This window comes from Streptomyces sp. NPDC050161 (genome assembly GCF_044460025.1).
Lineage (GTDB): Bacteria > Actinomycetota > Actinomycetes > Streptomycetales > Streptomycetaceae > Streptomyces.
In genome coordinates, this window is the sequence record NZ_JBITJM010000004.1 from 430,390 (window position 1) to 455,703 (window position 25,314).

The 25,314-nt window shown below is 71.5% G+C and carries 10 protein-coding genes; 2 read left to right on the forward strand and 8 right to left on the reverse strand.

Annotated elements, in window-relative coordinates; translation table 11 throughout:
• Positions 1-12: 12 nt before the first annotated feature.
• From ACIBK8_RS09705 to ACIBK8_RS09740, 8 genes are all read right to left on the reverse strand, one after another.
• A complete protein-coding gene (locus tag ACIBK8_RS09705; protein WP_399041147.1) occupies positions 13-6,738 on the reverse strand; it encodes an amino acid adenylation domain-containing protein in 6,726 nt (2,241 codons plus the stop codon).
• A 1-nt stretch (position 6,739) separates the two neighbouring features.
• Complete coding sequence (locus ACIBK8_RS09710) at positions 6,740-10,159, reverse strand: AMP-binding protein (protein WP_399041149.1); 3,420 nt, start codon at positions 10,157-10,159, stop codon at positions 6,740-6,742.
• A complete protein-coding gene (locus tag ACIBK8_RS09715) occupies positions 10,152-11,231 on the reverse strand; it encodes a GntG family PLP-dependent aldolase (RefSeq protein ID WP_399041150.1) in 1,080 nt (359 codons plus the stop codon). The genes ACIBK8_RS09710 and ACIBK8_RS09715 overlap by 8 nt, the downstream gene beginning before the upstream one ends.
• The gene (locus ACIBK8_RS09720) at positions 11,228-13,507 is read right to left on the reverse strand and encodes a pyridoxal-phosphate dependent enzyme (protein ID WP_399041152.1); all 2,280 of its coding nucleotides are present in this window, start codon (positions 13,505-13,507) and stop codon (positions 11,228-11,230) included. Before ACIBK8_RS09720 ends, ACIBK8_RS09715 begins: the two co-directional genes overlap by 4 nt.
• Position 13,508: 1 nt before the next feature.
• Positions 13,509-14,384 (reverse strand): kinase, encoded by an 876-nt coding sequence (locus ACIBK8_RS09725; protein ID WP_399041153.1) that lies wholly within the window; start codon positions 14,382-14,384, stop codon positions 13,509-13,511.
• Positions 14,385-14,518: 134 nt separating this feature from the next.
• Positions 14,519-15,940 (reverse strand): argininosuccinate lyase, encoded by a 1,422-nt coding sequence (locus tag ACIBK8_RS09730; RefSeq protein WP_399041155.1) that lies wholly within the window; start codon positions 15,938-15,940, stop codon positions 14,519-14,521.
• 862 nt (positions 15,941-16,802) lie between these two features.
• Positions 16,803-17,594, reverse strand: a complete 792-nt coding sequence (locus tag ACIBK8_RS09735; RefSeq protein WP_399041156.1) for a hypothetical protein — start codon at positions 17,592-17,594, stop codon at positions 16,803-16,805.
• 54 nt (positions 17,595-17,648) lie between these two features.
• Positions 17,649-18,482, reverse strand: a complete 834-nt coding sequence (locus tag ACIBK8_RS09740) for an N-acetylmuramoyl-L-alanine amidase (RefSeq protein ID WP_399041157.1) — start codon at positions 18,480-18,482, stop codon at positions 17,649-17,651.
• A 269-nt stretch (positions 18,483-18,751) separates the two neighbouring features.
• Here ACIBK8_RS09740 and ACIBK8_RS09745 point away from each other — a divergent pair, with 269 nt between their 5' ends.
• Both ACIBK8_RS09745 and ACIBK8_RS09750 read left to right on the forward strand, forming a co-directional pair.
• Entirely contained in the window at positions 18,752-19,729 is a 978-nt protein-coding gene (locus tag ACIBK8_RS09745) for an ArsR/SmtB family transcription factor (RefSeq protein ID WP_399041158.1), read from the forward strand.
• Between the two features lie 181 nt (positions 19,730-19,910).
• Positions 19,911-25,313 carry a sacsin N-terminal ATP-binding-like domain-containing protein gene (locus tag ACIBK8_RS09750; protein WP_399041159.1) on the forward strand — a complete coding sequence of 1,801 codons (5,403 nt, stop codon included), beginning with the start codon at positions 19,911-19,913 and terminating at the stop codon, positions 25,311-25,313.
• Position 25,314 lies beyond the last annotated feature (1 nt).

Here is a 25,314-nt window from a genome sequence, read left to right on the forward strand (position 1 = left end):
GCACCTGGTCCGTCAGAGTGCGAGCAGCAGGGCGCACAGCAGGCCGCCGTCGTCCACCCGCCGGAGGAACTCCTCCCAGTGGGGCGACTCGGCCACCTGCACGGCGTCGGCCGAGTCGCCGAAGTCGAGCAGCCCGCCGCTGACGTCCTGCCAGATACGCCGCAGCGCCTCCTGGTCGGCGGTGTCGATCAGCGTGATGCGGTGCGGCTCGCGGTCCGGCGTGGCCAGGAAACCCGCCAGCATCGCCCCGACCGCCCGCAGCAGCCGCCCGGCGCTCTCCTCGGTGAAGAGCGTGGTGTCGTACTGGAGCGTCAGCCCCGGCGCGCCGTCCGCCACGAACCGGAACGACAGGTCGAACTGGCTGGTGGCCGACGGCACTTGCTCCAGAGCGCCGACCAGACCCGGTATCCCGTCCAGGCGCAGCGGATAGTTGTCCACCGTCACCAGCACCTGGACCAATGGCGAGGTGCCGGGACGCCGTTCGGCCCCCGTCACCCGGACGATCTCCTGGAACGGCAGATGCTGGTGCTCCAGCGCCTCCAGCGCGCTCGCCGTCACCGTCTCCAGCAGCCGCGTGGTGCTCAAGCCCGGCTCGACGTGGTAGCGGAACGGCAGGGTGTTGGCGAAGAAGCCGATCAGGTTCTCGGTCTCCGGCAGGGTGCGCCCGGCGACCGCCGCGCCCAGCACCAGGTCGGACTGCTGGGCGAACCGTGACATGACCGCCGCGACCGCCGCGTGGAAGACCATGAACGGCGTGCTGTCGTGGGCGCGGGCCAGCGCCCCGATCCCCTCCGCCGTGGCACGGTCCCAGACCGTGGTCAGCTGCCCGGCCGCACGGGAGCGGTCCTCGGTGCGTTCGCTGTCGGTGGCCAGTGCGAGGGTGTCGGGGCAGCCGTCCAGGTACCCGCGCCAGAACGCCCGCTCCTGGCCGGCCTGCGCGGCCAGGAAGTCCCGCTGCCACACCGCGAAGTCCCCGTACTGCGCCGGAAGTCCGGGCAGTTGAGGCTGCCGCCCCTCGACGGCGGCCAGATACGCCTCGGTGATCTCCCGGACCGCCACGTCCGTGGACCAGCCGTCGGAGACGGTGTGATGACTGCTCCACCGCAGGATGTGCTCGGTGGGGGAGAAGCGGTACAGGCGCGCGACGACCAGCGGCCCGCGGGCCAGGTCGAAGCGGTGCGCCAGCGCCTGTTCCCGCACGTGCGCCACCATCGCATCGGGTGCGTCGAGCCCGAGCCCGACGGCGTCCTCGGTCTCCAGACGCACCCGCGCCTCCGGATCCGCCGCCTGGTACGGGACGCCGTCCCTGGCGCCGAACCGGATGGACAGGATCTCGTGGCGGTCGGCCAGCAACTCCACGGCGCCGCGCAGCGCTTCGGCGTCCAGCGGGCCCGACAGGCGCAGCAGCGACGTGTTGTCGTAGGCACGGTCGTCGGGATCGACCTGGTTCAGGAACCACAGGCTCGACTGGCCGGCGGTGAGCGGGAAGGTGTCCGCCCCCGCGGCGCGCGGCGGGATCCGCAGACCACCGGCGTCCGCGGACGAGTGGTCCGACGCCACCTCGTCGAGCCGGGCCGCCAGGGCGCGCGGCGTCGGGTTCTCGAACAGCAGGCGCAGCGGCAGGTCCTGCCCCAGACGGTCCCTGAGCCGCGCCATGACCTGGGTCGCGTGCAGCGAGTGGCCGCCCACGTCCAGGAAGTGGGTGCCGGGGGACGGCCTGCGGTCGAGGCCGAGCACCGCGGTCCACACGTCGATGACGGTGTTCTCGGTGGGGGTTGCGGGCCCGCCGTCCTGCTCGTCACCTGCGGCGACGGCCGTCAGGTCCCAGCGGGCGAGCGCCGCGGTGTCCACCTTGCCGTGCGGGGTGCGCGGCAGCCCGTCGAGCGGGATCAGGTAGTCGGGGACGGCGTACCGGGGCAGCGTCTCGGCGAGCCGGTCGCGCAGCGCGGCGGCCGTGACGGCGATCCGGCGGACCTCCGCCGCAGGCGGTGCGGTCTCGTCCGGCGCCCGCCTCTCGGCCGCCTTCGGCACGAAGAAGCCGACGAGCTGCGCGCCTTCGCCGCCGTCGCGGACGACCACGGCGCTCTCCTGGAGGTCACCGACACCGGCGAGGGCACGCTCGACCTCGCCCAGTTCGATGCGGTGCCCGCGGATCTTCAGCTGGCTGTCGATACGGCCGATGAACTCGAAGGTGCCGTCCGCGAGTTGACGCCCCCAGTCGCCCGTGCGGTACACGAGGGCCGACGGGTCACCGGCGAACGGGTCGGGGACGAACGCCGCCGCCGTACGCTCCTCGTCGTTGACGTAGCCGGCGCCCACGCACAGCCCGCCGACGTACAGCTCGCCCGGGGTGCCCAGGGGCACCGGCTGCCGGTCCGCGTCGAGCACGTACACCTTGGCGTTGCGGATCGGACGGCCCACCGGCACCGACGCCGCCCGCTCGTCCGCCTCGCCGACCAGTTCGTGGTGGGTGCAGTCGTCGGACACCTCGGTGGCGCCCCACATGTTCAGCAGCCGCACCTGCGGCAGCTGCCGCCGGAAGGCGTTGGCGCAGCGCGGCGTCAGCGTCTCGCCGCTGGAGACCACCCAGCGCAGCGCGAAAGGACCGAACGCCTGCGCCCCGTGGTAGGCCAGCTCGGAGCTGAACACGCTGAGGACGGACGGCGAGACCTCCAGGACCGTGATGCCGTCGTCGGCCACCGCCCGCAGCAGGCGGGGCGGGTCCTGGCTGAGGTCATCGGGGTAGATCACGGTGGTGGCCCCGACCACCAGCGGGCCCAGCAGCTGCCACACCGAGATGTCGAAGGTGCTCGCCGCGTCCTGGGACAGCAGGTCACCCGGGCCCATCTCCAGGTCGCCGAGCTTGGCCTCCAGGTGGTTGAGCATCCCGTCGTGCCGCAGCAGCGCACCCTTGGGCTCGCCCGTCGACCCCGACGTGAAGATCACGTAGGCGGCGTCCCGTCCGGTGGGCGCGGGGCCGGTGTACGGCGCGCGCCCCGCGGACTCGCCCAGCGCCCGCGCCAGGTCGAGTACCGGAATCCCGTCGCCCGCGGCTTCGGTGACGGCGGCCCGGAACGCGGCATCGCACAGCACCGTACGGGCGCCGCTGGTCCGCAGCATGCCGGCCACCCGGCGGACCGGGCCGCCGGGCAGCGGCAGGTACACGGCGCCGGTGCGCAGCACGGCGAGCACGGCGGTCAGGTGATCGAGCCCGCGGGCGGCGCCCAGCGCCACCACCTCGCCGGGCCGCACCCCCTGCTCGTGCAGCCACGCCGCCAACGCGCCCGCGCGGTCGGCGAGTTCGCGGTAGGTGAGCGCGTCGTCCCCGCACCGGGCGGCGGTCTCGTCCGCGTACCGGTGTACCGCCTCGTCGAAGCGGGTGAAGAAGCCCGGCGCCGACAGCGGCACCGGCGGCTGCCCGGCCCCGTCCAGCAGCTCCTGCCACCGGTCATCGCCCAGCAGTTCGCGCTGTGTGGGCAGGGCGTGCGGGTGCGCCGCCACGTGGGCCAGCGCATTGCGGTACATCAGGCCGATGGTGCGCAGCTGGTCCTCGGTGACCCGCTGGACGTTGGCCTCCAGGTCCAGCGTCAGCAGCTTGCTGAAGGGGTCCTTGTTGAACTCGGTGCGCAGCGTGAAGTGCGTCTGGATGTACGCCTTGGCGTCCAGCACCTGGAACCCGGTCGCGTCCGCCAGCCGCTCGTAGCTGTGGAAGTGCGTGTAGTTGAAGCTGACGTCGGTCAGCTCACGGGCCCCGGCGAGCCTGATCAGCTCGGCGTAGGGGTACCGGCGCACCGGCAGCAGGGCGTTCTCCTTGTCGAAGGCGGCCCTGATCAGGTCGTGCCAGACGACGCCTCGGGTGGGCAGCAGGTAGGGCACCACGTTCAGGTGCACTCCCAGCACATCGGTGCCGCCCTCGCCCTCGAACCGGCCGTTGGACTCCACGCCGAGCAGTACCCGGTCGCGCGCGGTGAGCGCGGCCAGCACCCGGGCGTGCACGGCCAGCAGGACGTGCTTGAGCGAGACGCTGTGCTCGCGCGCCAGGTCGTCCAGCGCGTCCGACAGGTCGGGGTCGATGTCCACGGCCAGGAAGCCCATGGTCCCCTGGTGCACGTCGGACGGGCCGTCGGCCCCGCGCGGCAGCAGCGTCGGCTCGGCGTCGGCCAGCTCCTTGGCCCAGAAGTCCGTCACCGTGCCGTCGTCGAGCGCCTGTTGCTCCAGGGCGATGTAGTCGGCGTAGCGGCGCACCGCGCGCGGGGCGGCGGGCAGCTGCGGGTCGTCGCGGAGCGCCCAGTAGTCGGCGAGGATCTCGGTGATCAGCGACGACTCGCTCCAGCCGTCGAGCAGCGCGTCGTGGAAGCTCATCGAGAACAGGAACTCGTCGTCGCCCAGCAGGTGCACGGCGAAGCGGATCAGCGGGGGCTCGGCCCAGTCGTACGGGATGAGCCGCTCGCGCTGCTGCCACTGCGCCAGCTGCGCCTCCTGCTCGTGCGGCGCCTGCCCGCGCAGGTCTTCCACCGCGACGCGCAGGGTGGCCGAGCGGTGCACCAGCTGGAGCGGCCGGGAGTAGCCGGAGAAGTGGAACGAGGTCCGCAGCACGTCATGGCGTTCCACGGCCCGCGCCACGGCCCGCCGCATCGCCTCGTCGTCGTACGCCGCCCCACGGAGCCGGAACATGAAGATGTCGCAGTACATGTTCACCTCGCTCTCGTAGGCGCTGTGGAAGAGCAGGCCGGCCTGGAGCGTCCCCACCGGGTAGGCGTCCTCGATGCCGTCCGCGGGCAGCGCCCTGCGGTCCGCCGCGTCGAGCAGAGCGAACGGCTCGGCGGGCGGCTGCTGTTCGGACTCCGACACCCACTCGGCGACGGCGGCCAGCGCCCGCGGCGTCTGGAGGGCGTAGATGTCGCCGAGTTCCAGGGAGATCCCGCGCTTGAGCGCCTGGGAGCGCAGCTTCAGCGCCAGGATCGAGTCGCCGCCCACACTGAAGAAGGAGTCGTCATCCGTCATCCCGGCCACGCCCAGGACATCGGCGAACACCTCGCGGATGGCGCCCGTCCCGGCGTCGGACGCACCCGCAGGGGCGGCCTTCGGGGCCGACTCCCGCAGGGAGTTGGCGGCGGTGGGCGCGGGCAGCCGGTCCTGGTCGACCTTGCCGTTGTGGTTGACGGCGAGCGCGTCGACGGGCACCACGAACGCGGGGATCATGTACGGCGGCAGGCGCCTGCGCAGCCGCGCGAACAGGTCGTCGGCGTCGAGCCCGCCGTCGCCCACCACGTACGCCACGATCCGGGGGACGTCGCTCCCCGGCCTGCGGGCGCGGGCCTTGCCCCGTACGAGGTCCCGCACGTCCGTGATCCGCGGCGACAGCTCAGGTTCCTTGACCACGGGACCGGCCGGCGGCGTCTGCGGCCTGGTCACCACCACGGCGGCCTGGCGGACGGCAGGGACGTCGTTGAGCGCCGCCTGGATCTCGCCGAGTTCGATGCGGAACCCGCGGATCTTGACCTGGTCGTCCTTGCGCCCCTCGTAGGCGAACTCCCCTTCCGGCGTGCGCCGGGCCAGGTCGCCGGAGCGGTAGCCACGGCCGCCGCCCGGCAGATCGACGAACCGCTCGCGGGTGAGGTCGGGACGGCCCAGATAGCCGGCCGCCACACCGGGCCCGGTCACCAGGATCTCGCCGGTCTCGCCGTCGGGCACCGGCGCGAGCGCGTCGTCGACCAGGACGAAGTCCAGGTCGGGCAGCGGACGGCCGATCAGCGAGCGGCCGTCCTTCAGGTCGGCGCCGCGCACCCTGCGGTGGGAGGCGTGCACGGTGGTCTCGGTGATGCCGTACATGTTGACCAGCGCCGGTCCCTCGTCGCCGTACTTGGCCACCCAGCGGCTCAGGTCGGAGAAGTGCAGCGCCTCCCCGCCGAACACCACCCAGCGCAGCGGCAGCCGGTCCTGGTGCCTGGTGTCTTCGGCGATGAGCTGTTTGAAGGCCGTCGGGGTCTGGTTGAGCACCGTCACCCGCGCCTCGTCCAGCAGGCCGCGGAACGCCTGCGGATCCTGGGCGGTCCGCCGGGGCACCACCACCACGCAGCCCCCGTACAGCAGCGCGCCCCACATCTCCCACACGGAGAAGTCGAACGCGAACGAATGGAACAGCGTCCACACGTCGTCGGGCCCGAAGCCGTAAAGGGACTCGGTGCTGGTGAACAGGCGCAGCACATTGCCGTGCGAGACCTGAACTCCCTTGGGGCGCCCGGTGGTTCCCGAGGTGAAGATGACGTACGCGCGGGTGTCGCGGTCCACGGCCACCGGCGCGCCCGTCGCGGGCGGGGGCAGCGGATCGTCCACGCACACCGCGGGCACCCCGTCCGGCAGCAGCCCCGCCAGGTCACGGGAGGTGATGACCACCGAGGGCGCCGCGTCCTGAAGGATCAGCTCCAGGCGCGCCGCGGGGCTCGACGGGTCGAGCGGCACATACGAGGAACCGGTGCGCAGCGCGGCCAGGGCGGCGGCCACCATGTCGGCCGACCGCTCCAGCAGGATGCCGACCGGGCGCTCGGGCTCCCCGGCCCGGTCCTTCACGGCGGCGGCCAGGGACCTGGCCCGCTCGTCGAGTTCCCGGTACGTCAGCGACAGGTCGCCGCAGCGCACCGCGGTGCGCCGGCCGTGTGCCCGCACGACGGCGTCGAACGCCTCGGTCAGGCTGTCCACGTCCGCCAGAGGCGAGGTCGGCACGGTGTTCTCCTTCATGTCAGCCTCCAGCGATTTTGGTGCCGCGGGGTGGGTCGGCGGGGCCGGTGAACTCGGCCAGGGCGGCCTGGAACGCGTCACGCACCCGGTGCGCGGTCTCCGCGGGGACCAGGTGCTCCTGGTGCTCCAGGCGGAACACCAGGCGGTCGCCGTCCCGGGTGCCGTACAGGCTCACCGCGAAGGCCGTGTCGCGCGGCGGAATGTCGACGGCGCCCACCTGGACGTCGCCCAGCGTCTGCCGGCACCCGCTCCACGGAATCGCGAACCCGTCGTCCAGCAGGCCGTCCGCGGACTGCTGGAAGGTCAACGTCGCCTGGAACAGCGGGTTCTGGCCGTGCCGCGGCGGCTCCAGCGCCTTGACGAGCCGGGAGAAGGGGACGTCCGCGAGCTCCATGGAACGCCGCAGCTCCTGCCAGGTGCGGGCGCGCAGCTCACCGGCCGCGTCACCGGAACGGAAGTCGCCCAGCAGCGGCACCATGTTGACCAGATAGCCGACCGTGCCGGAGAACCGCCAGTCGGAACGGTTGTGGTACGGCGTTGCGATGACGATCCGCTCCTGGCCGGTGACCCGGTGCAGCGCACGCAGATAGGCGGCGGCGAGCACGGCGAACGGGGTCTGCCCCTGAGCCCTGGCGTCCTCGTACACCCGGCGGGTGAGGCCCGCGTCCGCCGCGAAGTCCACCACCCCCGCCGGAGTACGGCGGCGCGGTGCCGGCCGGTCCGAAGGGAACAGCAGATGGCCGCGGAACGGCCGCCACTTCTCCGCCGCTTCGGCGACCCGGCCCTTGGCGTCCGGGGTGTCCAGCGCACGGGCCTGGTGCCTGGCCCAGTCCACCGCGCCGAGGGCCGCGCCCGCGGCGTCCTGCCCCGGTCCTGGCAGCGGGGTGTCGAGCAGCGAGGACAGCAGTTCGGCCAGGACGATCCGCAGCGACCAGTAGTCGACCACCGCATGATGGGCCGTCAGCAGCAGCACGGTGCTGCCGGGCGCACACACCGCCGCGGCACGCACCAGCGGGCCGCCGGTGAGGTCGAACCGCCGGTGCGCCACGTCCGCCAGCAGCCGCCGCGCCTCGCCGTCGTCGTCGGCGCCGGTCTCCCAGTGGCTGAAGTCCAGGCGCAGGGCGCCCGGTTCGTGCAGCACCTGCGTGCCAGTCCCCGGTTCCCCCAGGGTGGTCCGCAGCGCCGGATGACGGGCCATGACGGCGCCGACCGCGGCACGGATCCGCTCCGGGTCGAGCCGGCGGCCGACGTGCAGGGCGACCGGCAGGTTCTGGGCCGTGTCGTCGGGCAGCAGCTCATGACGGAACTGGAACTGGACCTGCCCCTCGGTCGCCGGATACGGACGGTCCGGGTCGGCCGGAGGCACCTCGCCCTCGCCGTCCGCCGCCCCGGGCCCGGCGGGCGCCCCGGTGGCCAGCGCCTGCGCGACGTCGTCGAGCGACCGGTCACCGAAGAACAGCTCGGCGCCCACCCGCCGCCCCGCATGCCGCTCGATGCCGGTACGCAGCGCCACCAGCTTGAGCGAGTCGAGCCCCAGCGCCGCCAGCGGCTGCGCGAAGTCGTCCGGCGTCGGCGCGGCACCCACGTGCGGCGCGACCAGTTGGGCCAGGGCCGCCCGCACCACCTGCGGATCCGACGCGGCCAGAGCCCGTACGTCCACCGCACCGGCCTCCGGGCCCGGCTGCTCCGCCGCCGCCTCGCCGACCCGGCGCAGCCGCCCTTCGATGAACCGCTGCCGCGTCTCGGATCTGCGGATCTTCCCGCTGGACGTCTTGGGAACCGAACCGGGGAAGACGAACACGACCTCGGCCAGATCGAGACCGCATTCGGTACCCACCCGGCGGCGCACCGCAGCCGCCAGCTCCCGCACCGCCCCGGCATCGGCCCGCAGCCGGGACAGCGCGGCCCGCGCCGCCTCCAGCACCAGCACCACCCGGGGCTCCGCCAGATCGGGCTGGAACGCCGCCGCGCAGCCGCGCCGCAGATCGCCGGAGACGGCGGTGGCGACGTTCTCGATGTCGTGCGGATAGAAATTGCGCCCGGCGACGATGATCAAGTCCTTGCGCCGGCCCACCGGATACAGCTGGCCTTCGCGGAGCGCACCGAGGTCGCCGGTGCGCAGGAAAGTACCGTCCTGCCCGGCCACCCGCGCGCGGAAGGTGTCTTCGGAGACCTCGGGACGCCCCCAGTAGCCGCCCGCCACGCTCGCGGCGCGCACGCAGATCTCGCCGACCTCCCCGTCCGCCAGAGCGCGTCCGTCGTCCGAGCGGATCACGATGCCGGTGCGCGCGGCGGCCTTGCCGCAGGACACGACGGTGACGACATCCTCGTCCCGCCCCGCCACCGCGTGATCGAGGCGCCCGCGCTCCACCGTGCGGCGGCTCACCTGAAGGCTGCGGTAGCCGGTCATCGGCTCGGCGCCGGAGACGAACAGCGTGGCCTCGGCCAGCCCGTAGCACGGGTACACCGCCCGCTCGTCGAAGCCGTGCCGGCCGTACAGCGCGGCGAAGCTCTCCAGCGTCGCCGGGATGATCGGCTCCGCCCCGTTGAACGCGATCCGCCAGGAGGCCAGATCGACACCGGCCAGCCGGTCCGCGTCGTACCGGTCGGCCAGCAGCTGGTAGGCGAAGTTGGGCCCGCCGGAACAGGTCGCCCCGTACCGGGAGATGGCCTCCGGCCAGATCAGCGGATCGTGGATGAACGCGAAGGTGTCCAGCAGCACGGCCTTGATGCCGAAGTACAGCGGCAGCAGCGCGGCGCCGATCAGCCCCATGTCGTGGTAGAGCGGCAGCCAGCTGAGGATGACGTCGTCGGGACGGATCCCGAACCCCTCGGCGATGGCCCGCTCGTTCTCGACGAGATTGCCGTGCCCGACCATCACACCCTTGGGCTGCCCGGTCGAACCCGATGTGTACTGGAGGAAGGCCAGCTCCCCGCCGTCGAGCGCGACGGGACGGTACGGGCCGGGACCGGCTTCCCTGACCGACTCGACGCTGTGCAGCTCCAGTTGGTGCGTCCCGGCGAACCGCGGGATGTCCTGGAGGTGTTCCAGCAGCCCGGCGCTGGTGAGCGCGTGCGACGGCCGGCAGTCACGGACCACCGCCTCGATCCGGTCGAGCTTCGCCCCGGGGCGCGGCGGGTACAGCGGCACCGCCGCCACCCCCGCGTACAGGCAGCCGAGGAACGCGGTCAGGTAGTCGAGGCCCGGCGGCAGCAGGAGCAGCACCCGGTCGCCCCGCTGTGCGGTCGACTGGAGGAACGCCGCGACGCCGAGCGCGGACTGCTCCAACTCACGGTAACTGACGCGGTGTTCACCGTCCTGGGACGCGAAGACGTACGCGACGTCGTCGGGCCGCTGCGCCGCCCAGTGGGAGAGCGCGGCGGGAAGGGAGGGGAACGCTGTGTTCGGCTGCTCAGACACGGTTCCCGGCTCCTGCCTCGGTCGAGAGGGGACCGGCCGGCTCGGCCAGTACGCGTGCGACGACGTCGACCGCGTCGGCCACGTCCTGTTCGCTCAGCCCGCGGTGGGTGACGGCCCGCAGCCGCCCGTGCCCCAGCTCGGCGACGGCAAGACCGTGCCGGCCGGCCGCCTGCGCGAAGGTCTGCACGGTGAACCGGTCGTCGATGACCCGGAACATGACGATGTTGGTCCGGGTGGCCGCCGGGACGACCTCGATGCCCGGGATCTTCGCCAGACCGTCGGCCAGGCGTCCGGCGTTGCGGTGGTCATCGGCAAGCCGCCCGGCGTTCTCGATGGCCAGGATGCCGGCCGCGGCGACCACCCCGGTCTGCCGCATGCCGCCGCCGAGCATCTTCCTGATCCGGTGCACCTTGGTGATGAAGGGCCTGGTGCCCACCACCATGGAACCGATGGGCGCCGACAGCCCCTTGGAGAGGCAGAACTGGACGGAGTCCGCGTACCGGGCGATGTCCGCGACCGGAACACCGGCGGCCACCGCGGCGTTGAAGACCCGCGCACCGTCCATGTGGACCGGAGTGTCCCGCTCCCGGGCGAACTGCTGGACCTCGCGCAGGTAATCCAGCGGCAGGACGGCGCCGCCGCACCGGTTATGGGTGTTCTCCAGGCAGATCAGTCCGGGCAGCGCGAACTGCGGGTCCTCCGGCTCGTCCGGGTACCCCTTGGCGAGATCGTCCAGGAGCAGCCGCCCGTCCGGCTGCGTGGGAACCGGCTCGCAGACGACGCCGCCGCACACCGATGCGCCACCGGCCTCGTAGATGTAGATGTCGCTCTCGTCGCCCACCAACGCCTTCGCGCCACGCGGCACATGCGCCATGATCGACGCCAGATTCGCCATGGTGCCGCTCGGCATGAAGCACCCGGCCTCCTTGCCGAGCGTGGCGGCGGCCAGCTCCTCCAGCCGGTTCGTCGTCGGGTCCTCACCGTAGACGTCGTCCCCGAGGGGCGCTTCGCCCATGGCCCGGCGCATCTCCCGGGTCGGCAGGGTGAACGTGTCGCTGCGCAGTTCGATCACTGTGCGTGCCCCTCTCGTGCGTCGTCGCCCTCCAGGACGACGGCGGTCCGGCCGACGGCGTCGGCCAGGATCTTGGTGACCTGCTCGTAGGTGTCGGCGTGAGCGATGACATAGCCCAGACGGTCATAGGCGTTACGGGGCGCACGCACCTGTGCCCCCTGCCCGGCGGTGACGACCACCCGGTCCACCCCGGGGGTGTCCTGCGCCCGGTCGGCCCCGGCCAGTTCGGCGAGGCGCCCCTCACGGTCCGCCAGCAGGAACTGGATGCCTGCCTGCCGGGCGGGCGCCCGCACCGGCTCGGACGGCAGCCCCGCGGCAACCCGCACCTGCTGGTCGAGCAACTGTGTGCCGGTGGCCAGTTGGACCAGTTCCGGGATCATCCCGCCGGCCAGCCGCGGATTGATCTCGATGATCACCGGCCCTTCCGGGGTGAGACGCACCTCGGTGTGGGTGGCGCCGAGCGTGATGCCCGTGGCGAGCACGGCGCGACGCACAGTGTCCTCCAGGGCGGACGCCTCTCCCGGCGTCAGCGCGGCGGGGAAGACATGCCGGTACTCCACGAAGTGCGGCAGCCCCGTCACGCTCTTCTCCGTGATCCCCACGCAGCGCGCCTCGCCCTCCCCACTGAACATCTCGACGCTGAACTCGGGGGCGTCGACGTACTCCTCGATCAGGACGGTGCCCGCGGTGGGCAGCCCGCGGACGTTGAAACGGATGCCGAGGATCTTCCGCGCCTGCGCGACGGCCTCCTCCTCGGTCCTGCACAGCAGCACGTTGTTCGACCCGGAGTCATCGGCGGGCTTCACCACACAGGGCAGCCCCACCGCGGCCACCGCCGCGGGCACCGCCGCGACATCGGTGAGCGTGGCGAACCCGGGCTGCGCCACACCGTGCTCCCGCAGCCGCTCGCGCAGCAACGCCTTGTTACGGCACACGGCCACCGCGTCGGCGGGATTGCCCGGCAACCCCAGCCAGGCGGCCAGCTCCGCGACGGCGGGCACATAGAAGTCACTGGTGGTCGTGACACCCGCCAGATCCTCGCGCCGGAACCGCTCCTGGATCGTCCGGCGCGATTCCACCGGGGAGTTGGTGTCGCAGACGATCACCTCGCAGCCGGCCTCGTCCAGCCCCGCGTAGCGCTCCGGGGCGCCGGTCAGCAGCACGGGCTCGAAGCCGAGACGCCGCGCGACGGACAGCGCGAGCATGCCGGTGCCGGTGGTGTTGGACTCCACGAACAGCAAGTGGCGTGGCGCGTCCGGCAGTTCCCGCAGGGACGCGGTGGACCAGCCGTGGACGACCTGCCCCAACGGGACGGTCACCGGGGCACTGCGCGACTCCAGCCCGGACAGTTCCTTCTCGGCCCAGAAGTCCTCGCTGTGCACGGTCCCGACGTAGCGGTCGCCCCGGTCCGGCAGGATGCCGACGACACGGGTGCCCGGTTCCGCGTGCGCCGCCAGATGCGTCAGCACCCGGTACACCGACCCCGAGGTGTTGCCCGCGAACACCTGCTGGTCCCTCGCGAGGGCATGGGCGGACTCGAACGCCTCACGGTCGTTGAGCCAGTGCACCTCGTCGATGACCCGCCGGTTCAGGTTCTTCGGCAACAGGCTGTTGCCCAGCCCGCTCTGCAGCCGCCCGGGGACGTCCGGCTGCCCGAACAGCACACTGCCGACCGAGTCGACACCCACCACCCGCAGTTCGGGCAGCGTCCGCCGCAGCGCGATGGCCGTTCCGCACAGCGATCCGCCGCTGCCGACCGAGCCGACCAGCACGTCCACCGGACCGAGATCCGCCAGGATCTCTTCGGCCAACAGCCGGTATGCGCCGGGGTTGTCGGGATTGCTGTATTGCTGGGGCCAGAACGCGCCAGGCAGACCGGCCATCAGCCGCTCCAACTCCTCCAGCCTGGCACTCTGCCAGCCGTGGCTGGTCATCGCCCGCACGACGTGCACCTCACACCCCAGCGCACGCAGCTTCGCCAGGGTCAGGGCATCGATCCGGGGGTCGGTGACGATGTGCACCGGGTGGCCGAGCGCCGTCCCGACCAGCGCCACACCGAGCGCCATGGTGCCGGACGAACTCTCCACGATGGGTGCGCCCTCGCGCAGCGCCCCCGTGCGCCTGGCCTCCAGGAGCATGTTCCTGGCGACCCGGTCCTTCATCGCGAACGGATTCTGTAACTCCAGCTTGGCGTAGATCTCGACGCCGGGCGCCGCGGTACGCAAACGCACCAGCGGAGTATGGCCAATGGCATCGACCAGGCTGCCGAACAGCATGTCATATCCCCCGCGAATTGTTGGATACGGTCACTTCTTCATCGGCGTCATAGCTGTGCGGACCCATGGAGCGGTAGAGCGAGACGACCCCGGGAAGCGCCTCACAGGACTTCCGGGCATGAGACAGGCGGTCCGCATGGTCACTGATGTCGTCACGCAGCAGAATTCCGAGGTTCGTGCCGCTGTGTGCCAGCACGAGACCGAGCCCTTCGACCTCGTGACAGATGCGCAGGATGTCGTCGAAGTACGCACGCGCCATGATCTTCGAATTCATGTGTGCGCTATGGGTGGAAATCTCGCCCACCGTTTCGAGATCGCCGCACGAGACCGCCTCACGCAGTCGGTCGAGCAGCTTGCTGTACTTCTTCCGGTCCGCCGCATCGAAGGGCTTGGGGGACCGGTTGAAAAGCACCGTGTCCACCATCCCCCCGATGTCATGCGCGACGATCGTCAACGGGGGCAGAAAGCCCAGCCGTTCCTTCAACTGGACCTCCCGGTGGTAGAAGGCCACGATGCCCCGGTACATGACGCCGTCCGACGGCTCCACTTCCCTGAGCAGCGCTTCGATCTCGCTCTCCGTGAAGCGCAGCCCGAGACAGTCGCCCACCGCGTGGGCGGTGGCCACCAGATCGGCGGACGAACTGGCCAGCCCCTTTCCCTCCGGGAGCGTGCTGGCCAGCGTGAGGACGCCGCCGCTGTCGATCCGCCGGCCCCGCAGGATGCGCTGCGCCAGAGCCTGCGACTTCCGCTTGTGCACGGGGCTGACCTTCACCTCGCCTGCGCCCTCGGTCAGCCGGAATTCGGCGGTGGAGGACAGGGATATCGGCAACGTGACCAGAAAGTCGCGCCCGTTCCCTTCGAGCACCCCCTGCAACAACTCCCCGAACGTACCGTGAGCGGCACCCGTCCCGACCGCTTCCCCGGAAAGGGAAACGTGACGATCCGCTCCCACGGAAAGGGGACCGGTACGACGCGTTCCCGCGTCTCCCGCCCGTCCCGCATCTCCCGCGCTCACCGGGTCACGCCTGGTGCGTCCGCAGGAGCGGATTCCGGCACGCCACCGTCGATACCGAGTAGCCGGTCGGTCTCCGCGAGAGCGGCGTCAGTCCTTTCCCCGCACGCGGACCATTCCTCTTCCAGCGCCTCGAAACGGACGGACTGGGTGTCCAGGAGTGCGCGGACCGCGTCCGGGTGTGCGGATCCCGGAGAATTCTTCCGGAGCAGTCCGCGGCGGACGTCGAAGGCTTCCGTCAGGAGATGTTCGGGCCTGGAGAGGGTGAAGCCGCTTTTCAGGGCGACGTCCGACAGCAGGCCCGGATCGGCCTGCCGGGGCAGCAGTTCGCGTCCCACCGCTGCGGTGATGTACTGACCCGCGATGACCTGCGCCTTGCGCCACGGCACCCCCTCTTCAAGGGTGAGCAGATTGGCGAGCGAGAACCCGCCCAGATACTCGCGTTCGCACACCGCCAGCATGCGCGGTTCCCGGAATCGGAGATTGTCGAGAACCGTGGTGAACAGATTCAGCGTCGAGCACAGCGTGTCGAACGACTCCAGCAGGTGGGAGCCGGCCTCCTTGGACACCTCGACCGAGTTCGAGTACGGCGTGTTCCGCTGGCCGAGCAGTACGTCCAGGTGCAGCGAGGTGAGGTGCGCGGTCTTTCCACGGATGCGCTCCAGGATCGGATAGTTCTTCTTCTGCGGCATGGCGGACGATATGCCGGAGAGTTCGTCCGGAAGCTCGATCATCCCGTACTCGGCGCTTCCCCAGTTCATCAGGTCGGTGCAGAAGCGGCCCAGCGAAGTGGCGAGTATGGAGAGTTCCGCGGTGATTTCCACGACCCAGTCACGCGATGCCACCGATGCCAGGGCGTGCGGATGGGCCGCCCGGAAACCGAGCAGGTGCGCCATCCTCTCGCGGTCCCAGGGGATTTCCTGACCGGCCATGGCACCGGCGCCCAGCGGGCAGAGGTCGATTCCCCGATAGGTGTTGAAGAAACGTTCCAGCGAGTGAAGTGCCTGGCCGGACACGGCCGCCAGGTAGAAGCCGGGCGTGATGATCTGGGCCGACTGAAGGTGCGTGTACCCCGGCATCGGAGTGTGCAGATGACGGGCGGCGAGCCGGTGGGCGGACCGCCCGAAAGCGGCGAGTGACGCGGCGGCCCGCAGTACCTGGCTCCTGCCGAAGAGCAACTGCGCACAGGATTGAAGGTCGTTGCGGCTCCGGTCGACATGCCACCGGGGCACGGGAGTGGTGAGCCGTCGCTCGATATACCTCTCCATGGCGAAGGCGATATCCGAGTGATTCGCCTGCGGATCCGCCTGGATCCGGTCGGCCGTGACCTCGTTCAGCAGTCGCCCGATGCGCCGGACGTCTTCCTCCCCGATCAGCTCCATGCGCCCGTATTCGGACGCCAGGACCTTCTCGATGGCCACGTACCAGGGAAGAAGATTTTTTGCCTCGTACCGGAACTGGGGTTCCAGGATCTCCTCGTGGAGTAACGCACTGGGGCTTGCGGAAATGCGTCCGCTCAAGCGTTCAGAAGCAACGTCGCGCTCAGGCATCGAACCCCCCGTAGATACGTGTCAGTACCTCGCTGCGGCGCTAAGAAGTCGAGACCGGTGAGCTCTCTCTCCGACCTCGACTGCTGTGGCCGACATAGCTTCGATTGGCGCATGAGGTGGGTCAAGAGTGAAGTGGCAGTTGAGCCCCCGGATTTCTGACGCGGAATGTCTCATTCCTGCTGTTCAGTGGCGGTCGACCTGCGCCGGAACGACGTCAACACCCGTCCGCAGCTTGTCGCAAAACCTTCACAGTGGCGAAATCCGGCTGCCAGGGCCAGGGGCACATGCCCGACTGCCCCCGCAAGCGGCATCGCAGCAGGTCGGAGCCGCCGGGGACGCCGGCCACACCGAGCGAACACCGCACCGGCCGACGGCCGACGACACGAGGCGGCCCCCGGCACACCACCGCCCGTATACGGCCGACCGGTCTCGAAGTCGCCGCCACCCTGGGGGAGCGGCACGAGCCACGAACGAGCAGTCAGGCGACCCGAGTTGACCGATCCGGCGCGCACGCGGCGACGGCCACCGCTCCCCACCCGCGCACCGCCTCCCATCCGCGCACCGCCCCCACCCGTGCACCGCCCCCACCCGTGCACCGCCCCCACCCGTGCACCGCTCCTTGCCCGCGCACCGACGGGAACCCCTCCCCGCCCGCGCACAGGCCAGGAGGCCCGCCCTCCTCAGAGGTGCGGGCCTCCCGGTGCGGGGGCTGCGGATCGTCCGCGCGTACGGGTCAGCCCTCGGGGACGTTGGGCAGGAATGCCTGTGGGGTGTCGATGTAGATGTTGGACAGGAAGCCGCCCAGTGCGGGTACGTGTGCCCACCAGGGGTTGCTGAACCCGTCCGCGTTCACCAGGTCACCGCGCCGCTGGAAGTCCACATGCACGGGTGTCGGCACGTTGAGTGTGTTGACGACTTCCGAGGCGAGCTGTGCTTCCTTGTGGACCCTGACCTGCTTGCCCCAGGTGGAGAAGTCCGCGCCGCCGCCACCCGGACCAGGCCCCGACGGCGGTTGGCCGCCCTCGGCCGCCGCCACCTCGGCCAGCAGCTGCTTCGCGGGGCCTTCGTTCGCGTCGTACCGCTCCGGATACGCCGACCGCTGCACGCTCTGGGCGAGCTTCCCGGGGCTCTGGCCGGGATCCTTGCGGTCGTTGGGTATGGCCTGCTCGAAGAACTTGTGGGCCGCGTAATCCGGGTTCATGATCTGCTCGCGGGTGCCCCAGCCCTGGGACGGCCGCTGCTGGAAGACGCCGATCGAGTCCTGGTCGCCGTGGTCCAGGTTCTGCATCCCCGACTCGACGATGCCGGTCTCGAACGCGGCCAGCATGACCTTGTCCGTGACCTGGAGCTGCCTGCCGACGCGGTAGATGGTCTTGGCCACTTCGATGTCGTAGGCCATGGTGTCCCTCCCGTTGTGTCCCGCCCGCTCGTTCTCGGTGGGCGAGGTGTGCTGCTCTGCGGTGTGCTGCTCTCCCGAGTGGGCCAGGTGCCGTCTTCCCCACCCGAGGAACCGGGCGAAGGGCATCGGTCCCCCCTGCTGTAGCCGTGAGTTCGCCGGATCGGTGCTGCCGGGTGCGGGTCAGCCCTCGGGGACGTTGGGCAGGAATGCCTGTGGGGTGTCGATGTAGATGTTGGACAGGAAGCCGCCCAGTGCGGGGACGTGTGCCCACCAGGGGTTGCTGAACCCGTCCGCGTTCACCAGATCTCCCCGCCGCTGGAAGTCCACATGCACGGGCGTCGGCACGTTGAGGGTGTTGACGACTTCCGAGGCGAGCTGTGCTTCCTTGTGCACTCTGACCTGCTTGCCCCAGGTGGAGAAGTCCGCGCCGCCGCCACCCGGACCAGGCCCCGACGGCGGCACCGGGGCACCCTCGAGAATGCCCCTGACGCTCGCCCGGAAGCCGTCCATGTCACCCGGCCAGAAAGCCGGATCGGGCTTGCGCCCCGGCGCCCACTCCTTGTGCCCGATCGCCTTCTCGGCGGGCAGATTGGCGTGCCGCAGCAGGGCCGCCACACCCCGCGGATACGAGTCGAGCTGCTGCGGGGTCCAGTCGGGCCTGGTGCCCACCGACTCGGCCTCGATGCCGATCATGTAGGGATTGGCGTCGTCCTTGGGCACGTTCGCCCAGGGCCCGCCCTTGCCCGCGTGCCAGGCCATCCCCGCGGCGATGACGATCCAACTGCCGTCCCGCGCCAGCCCGAGGTGGGCGCGTGGACCGGCCAGCGAGGCATCCCCGTCCCGGACGATGTGGAGGCTGGGGTAGTTGCCCTGCGCGGGCCCACCGGTGTGGTGCAGCAGTACGCCGCGGATGTCGGCCATCTCGCCATGACCGCGCGACTGCCAGCCCGGATCCTCCTGGACCGCCAGGCCGTCCTTCCTGAGCACGTCCGCCAACCAGATCAGGTTGGGCATGTCATCCTCCCCCGTACGGTGCGTGGCCGGGAGCTGGAGCCTGTCGTGCCCCGGGCCCCCGGTGGTTCTGCTGATGCCTTCAGCGTCAGGCGCGGGGCAACGCTTCCCCAACCGTGTTCGACGAGGTTCAAAACCCGCAGTACACGCGGGAGTTGAAGCCGAAAATGCCTTGACTGCCCAGCCGGTGGGTGCATGCTGGATTCCGGATGGGGGACGGGGGAGACGTGCCCTGCCGACGGGGGAACGGGGATCACCGCATGGTTGTGCGGATGCATTTCGGCACGGAAGATCTGGCACGCACCCAAGTCGCAGAGGGGCCCGACCCGCTCTGGGAGGTACTGCTCAGCCTGCACCTGCTGCAGAGCCACGACGGGCCGCTGGTGTTCGACCGATGGCGGCAGCGCACCCTCCCACGATTAGGGAGGCAGGAACGGAGCCTGGCCACGCTCGCCCCACCGCGCGGCTACTCACCGGACTTCCTGACCCCCGCCCGCTCCGCCGCCGGCCTGGAACCCGGCCTCGACGCGGTGCGCGGCACCACAGCGAGCCGACTGCGCACCGACATCGGACAGTTCGCCCGCACCCGCCGCGTCCCGCCCTGGGCCCGTGACCTGCGCGCGGACGGCCTGCGCAGGCTGGCGGGCGCGATGCGCACCTACCACGCCACCGCACTCGCCCCGTACTGGTCGCAGATCCGCAGCGACGCCGAGGTCGACCGCCAGGTCCGGCTGCGGCACGCGCTGGGCGGCGGGGTGGAGCAACTGTTCACCACACTGCACCCGGCGCTGCGCTGGAACCCTCCGGTTCTCGAACTGCGCGGGGTACGCGGCGTACGCGACATCCACCTGGACGGCCGCGGGCTCCGCCTGATCCCGTCGTTCTTCTGCTGGCGCGCGCCCATCATGCTCCGCGACCCGGCGCTGCCACCGGTGCTGGTGTACCCGATCGAGCACACCCTGGGCTGGGCGGACACCGACGGCCCGCCCAAGGCACCGGCCGACCGGCAGCCGTGCGCCGCCCTGCTGGGCCGGACCAGAGCGGCGGCCCTGGAGGTCATCGCCGCCGGCTGCACCAGCACCGAACTGGCCCGCTGCCTGAACGTCTCCCCGGCCACCGCCACCCACCACACCGCCATCCTGCGCGAGGCCGGCCTCATCACCTCCCACCGCTCGGGCGGCGTCGTCCACCACACCCTGCGCTCACTGGGCGCTGCCCTGCTGGGGGGCGGCGTGGGCGAACACGCGTGACACCTCGTGAGCCGCCCGCCGTGCGCGCGGGAACGTCGCCCCCGTCGAGCCGCGACGTACCGGGTGCGTGCGGCGGGAGGGCGATCGACCGCGGCGTGCGGGAACTCCGGGACGCTCAGTAGGATCACCGGCTGAGTCACCTTCAAAGGGCCGGGGGCGAAGGCCGGGGGGAGCACACGGCATGACACGCGAGGGACGCCGTCCGACGGCAGGGGCCTTACCGTCACGAGGATCCGCACCGTCACGAGGATCCGCCGCCCGGCGCAAGCGCGTCAGGGACCGGGCCCTGACCGAGGTCCGGGGGTGCCTGCGGGACTGGGACGACGGCCGGGAGGCGGCGCGCGAGGCCAAAGCCGTCGCCGAGACGATCATCTCGCCCGAATACGAGGGGCGGGTGCTCATCGAACTGCTCCAGAACGCGCACGACGCCCACCCCGCGCGAGCCGCCGACGGGCGCGTCGAGATCGTGCTCGACGACGACGAGGGAGAGCACGGCACCCTCTATGTGGCCAACCGCGGGAAGCCGTTCGGCAGCGGGGACTTCAAGGCGCTGTGCAGCATCGCCCTCTCCAGCAAGCGCGCCGACGAGGGCATCGGCCACAAAGGAGTCGGCTTCAAAAGCGTGCTGCACCTGTGTGACGCACCCGAGGTGTACAGCGTGGCGCAGGCCGGGGCCCGCACCTTCGACGGCTTCACCTTCCGCTTCGCCCTGCTCGACGACTTCGACGCGCTGGCCGCCGAAGTGGCACCCGAACGCCCCGGATTCGCCGCGTACTTGAGGGAGAACCTCCTCCGGCTCAAGGTGCCGGTCTTCCTGGAGGAGGCGCCACCCGCCGCCCGGCGATTCGCCCGCCGCGGCTTCGTCACCGTCGTACGCCTGCCCCTGAAGTCCGCCGACGCCCGCTCGGCCGCCGGGGCACAGTTGCAGGAACTCATGGACGACGCGGCCCCGTTCGAGCTGTTCCTCGACCGTCTGCAACGCGTGACGCTGACACGGAAGACCGCGGGCAAGGTCCGCAGCAAGACGTGCGAGCGCGAGGTGGAGACGCTCCACAGCTCCCGCGGCCTCAAGGTCCAGCGGGTCACCCTCCGCCGGCGCAAGCAACTGATCGTCGTCTGCGGGAAGGTCGAAGCGGACCGGGCACGGGACGCGATCGCCACGTCGATCGAGAAGCGCATGATGCGGCACGACTGGGCGGCGTGGGAGAAGAAGGCCGAGGTGCGGGTCGCGGTTCCGGTCGGCGACCCGCTGGAATCCGGGCGGCTCTACACCTTCCTGCCCATGGCCGAGCAGATACCGGCGCCGGTCCGCGGCTATGTGCACGCGCCGTTCCTCGCCGAGATGAACCGCCGTTCGTTCAACGAGGCCGTGCCGTGGAACGGTCTGCTGCTCGACACCCTCGCCGAGCTGTGCGCCAAGGCGGCACTCGCCGCGGCGGAAGGCCGGGTGCGGATCCCCCCTGGCGCCCTCGTCGACCTGATGTGCTGGCGGCGGGACGCCCTGCGACGGCTGGTCTCGGCGTTCCAGGAACTCGACGGCGACCTCGACGACGTGCCCTTCATCCCGGTGCTCGGCACCCGGCCCGACGCGCGCACCTCGCTGGCACGGGCAGCCCTGTGGAACCCCGGGAGCGCTGCTCTCGCCTTCACCCCGCACGCGGTCGCCGCCACCGGAGTCACCGACCTGGCCGACCCGGACCTCCACCCCGGCCGGTTGCGGCGGCTGACGGACCTGGCCGGCGCCAGAGGCCGGCGCCTGGAACCGCCGGCCCGCCTCCTCGCCGACTGGGCACAACGGCTCGCCCTGGCCACGGGCCGCGGCGCCTTCGACCCGGGCTGGTGGCCGGACTTCTACCACGACCTGTCCCAGCTCTTCCCCGACGGTTCCGCCCTGAAAGGCAAACGGATCGTCCTCAGCACGACGATGACGCTGGCACCGGCCGGCGGCGAAGGCGTCTTCCTCGACCGCGGCACCACGGAGAGCGGCGCACTGCCACCGCTGCCCGACGGCCTGTCCGACCGCCTGTTCTTCGTGCACGAGTCGATCGACTGGACCGGCAAGCGGCGCAAGCGCAGAATCCAGGCACGGAACTGGCTCAGGGCGGTCAACCTCGTCCACGACTACGGGGCCGAGCGGGTCCTCGACGTCGTCGCCTCCGTCCTGAGCGGGGACGACGAGGACGGCGACGTACGGCTCCGATGGCTGCGCTACGCCTGCGTGGTGTCACACACGCTGGAACGCGGCGGGCGCAGGCCACCCGTCCTGCCGAAGCTCCGGGTACCCACCCGGTCGGGCTGGTGCGACGCGAACCGGGCCATGTTCGGGCCGGGTTGGCCCGGCGACCACGCCTCCGTCGACGACACACTGACCCGGTTCCTGGACAGCGTCCAGGGCCTGTCGGCCGTGCTCACCACCACGGCGGGCCGCCTTCTCGAAGGCCCGGGGCACCTCTGCGCGGACACCGGCATCCCCGTGGACGCCATGCGACGCTTCCTCGAACGGCACGGCGTCTTTCACGGGCTGCGCCCCCGCTACGAGTCCTTCACCGAGGAGATCAAGGGAGAAGCCCTCAACCGGCCCGGCTGGTTCTGGTGCCGGATACCTGACAGCGGCGCCGTCCGGCTGTCCCAGTGGCGGGCCACCGCCGAACGCTGGCCGACCCGCCGCCGCGTCACCTACACCAGCGTCGAATACCGGCCGCGCACACCCCAGGCCGTCCTGCCGGGGCAGAACGACTACCCGGCCTTCTCCGACGAGGACCGCAGACGCTACGCGGAGCTGATCGTGCACGGCCTCGCCACCTGGCCCGACACCGCACTCCAGATGCGGTTCACCCGCCACAGCGACGCCGGCGGAACCCTGTGGCCCACCCCGCTGTCCGTCTTCCTCGCCCACCAGCCGTGGCTACCGCAGACACCGGCACCGGGCGGCACGGCAGGCCCGACGTTCGCCACGGCGGACACCGCCTGGTGGTGGCTCGGCACCCACACCCCGCCCGCGTTCCTCACGGTGGCGCCGGCCACGCTGCGCCGCAGGCAGTCGGGCCGGCTCCCGGAACGGCTCAGCCTGCTCGGCATCCGCTCCTGGGACGACCCCCGCACCGCCGCGGCCCGGCTCCGCCACCTGCCGGACCTCGTGCACAGCGGCCCCCACCTCCGCGAGGGCAGACTCGCCCACGAGATCAGGCGGGAGCACGAAAAGGCGTGGGCGCAGCTGTGCCCACCGGACGACAGCGCTCCGGGCGCCGAAGCCCCGCTCCCCACCCCACCGGAGCGGCTCGTGGTCACCCGGGCAGGCGTCCTGGAGACGCTCGAAGCCGACGCCCCGGGCGAACCCCTCTTCGTCCCCGACCCGGAAGGCGCCCAGAACCGGGCCCTCCTGGACCGCGTCGCCGTCCCCGTGCTCCCGGTCGGCGACAAGGCACTCGGCGGCCGGATCCACGCCTACCTCAAGCAGACGTCGGCGTTCGACGCCCGACGCTGCGCCGACGCCGAGCACGACATTCAGACCGACCGGCTGCCCGTCCGCGAAGCCCCCCGCACCCCGCTGCCCGAGTACGCGGGACCGTGGCTGCGCACGCTGGTGGCGGCCCTCGTGGAGTTCGACGAGGAACGGGCCTTGCGCCCGGAGCCCGTGCCGGTGGCGGACATCGACGGGCTGCTGCGGAGCTGTGACGTGACCGTGGCGGGCGAGGCCGTCGTCTGGATCGCCGGACACCGCCTCACCGAGAACGGAGCCGACCGCGCACTGCTCCACCCGCACCCCGACCGCCCCCGCATCGTCGTCGTCCACACCGGGCACCGCACCAGATGGCGGGTGGTGCGCAATGCCGCGCCCGCCGTGGCCTCGCTCATCGGCGTGCCCTACCTCGAAGGGAGCCTGTGGGCCGCGCTGACGAAGCTGGAAGAACGCGGCCTGGACGTACGGCACGTCGCCGACGAGGACATCGCCGCCGTCCTCGACATCAGGCCGCACCAACTGGAGGCCGTCCTCGCCGACCGCGCCTCACAGCGTTCCGGCAGCGCACGGATCGTCCCGCTGCTCGCCTGCCTCGACCTCGACCTCGCGGAGGAACTCCAGCAACGCGTGGAGGACTTCTCCGACCGCACCGCCCTCGTCACGTGGCTGGCCGAGGGGATCGGCACGGAGAACGCGGGGCTGCTCGTGCGGCTGCTGGAGGAGAGTGACCAGGAACGCCAACTGAGCGCCCTCTCCGTCTCGTTGGCCGATGCCAACCGGGCCTGGCGCACACTCGGCCTGCCCGGGACCGACAACAGGGAAAGCCACGAAAGGCAGTTCGCGGCCTGGCTCCAGCGCAACCGTACGGCGGTCACCACGAGGGTCAGGGACGCCCACGCGGACGCGTTCCGCTCCGGCCGTTCCCTGACCGGATACGTGCGACTGCGCTCCCTTCCCGGGCTCGCCCCCGACCCCGCGTGGCACACGACCCGCTGGAACCTCTCCGACGACCTGCTCAGGTCGCACGCCGACACATGGGCGCACACCCAACTGCCCGCCACACCGGCCGTACCGGCCCGGCTGCGGCCCCTCGCCGACGTACGGGAGGCGTCCAGCGCGACGGTCCACAAGCTGCTGCCCCGACTGCGGCAACTGATCGCCGAGTGGACGCAGCTCCACGACGCAGGCCGGTACGCGGCCATGACGGACGCCCAGGACATCCTGCGCGAACTGGACGGCGAAGGGCTGCTGGACTTCGCGGCGCTGACCGTGAAGTCGCTGCTCCACTGGCTGAAGACCCACGGGTACTGGCCCGAGGGGATGCCCTTGTCGGACCGGCGCGCGGACCTCGGGCTGGGCAGGACGCACCAGCCCGGGACTCCCACGGGCAGCGGCGGCGCGGGCGGCTCGCCGTCCGGCGGACCAGGGCCGGGACCTGAGGTGCAGCTCAACGGCAGATCCCTGTCGGCGCGCCGCGACGACCTGCCGGCGCTCGCCCGCGAGGTGACCGCCGACCTCACCGCGGAGCAGCGGGCCACCCCCGCCCGGTCGCCGGAGCGGCTCGCCCCCCGGATCCCACGGCCGCGCACCCCGTCCGGAGGCGGATCCTGGAGCGGCACCTACCGGGCGCCCACCGCCGACCCGGACCGCACCGCCGCCATCGGACTCGCCGGTGAGGCAGTGGTGGCCGCATGGCTGCACGAGCAGTTCGGCGTGGCACCCCAGGACTCGTGGCGCTCCGGGCTGCGCGTCCACGGTCTCGCCGGCGGCGAGCAGGGCGACGACCGGCTCGGCTACGACTTCGTCATCCACGACGGCGACCGGACCTACTACTACGAGGTGAAGGCGTCCGTCGGCGACAGCGGCGAGATCATCCTCGGCGAGTCCGAGGTACGGCGCGCCGCTCAACTGAAGCCGGAGGAGACGTACTTCCTCGTGTACGTCTCCCACGTACTCGACCGCACCCGCCGCCGGATCTCCGTCCTGCCCAACCCGTTCAGCGCACCGGACCTGGCCGGCTACGAACTGGTCAGCACACAGCTGCGGCTGCGGTTCGACGTCGGCAGGGACGGCGGCGACCAGGGCGCTTCTGACGGCCGCCCATCGCAGAAGGGGAGACCGTAGA

Bases quoted from the DNA above. Each gene is read 5' to 3' on its own strand.
- ACIBK8_RS09705 (WP_399041147.1), bottom strand. From the start codon at position 6,738: ATGAAGGAGAACACCGTGCCGACCTCGCCTCTGGCGGACGTGGACAGC.
- ACIBK8_RS09720 (WP_399041152.1), bottom strand. From the start codon at position 13,507: ATGCTGTTCGGCAGCCTGGTCGATGCCATTGGCCATACTCCGCTGGTG.
- ACIBK8_RS09735 (WP_399041156.1), bottom strand. From the start codon at position 17,594: ATGCCCTTCGCCCGGTTCCTCGGGTGGGGAAGACGGCACCTGGCCCAC.
- ACIBK8_RS09740 (WP_399041157.1), bottom strand. From the start codon at position 18,482: ATGCCCAACCTGATCTGGTTGGCGGACGTGCTCAGGAAGGACGGCCTG.
- ACIBK8_RS09745 (WP_399041158.1), top strand. From the start codon at position 18,752: ATGCATTTCGGCACGGAAGATCTGGCACGCACCCAAGTCGCAGAGGGG.
- ACIBK8_RS09750 (WP_399041159.1), top strand. From the start codon at position 19,911: ATGACACGCGAGGGACGCCGTCCGACGGCAGGGGCCTTACCGTCACGA.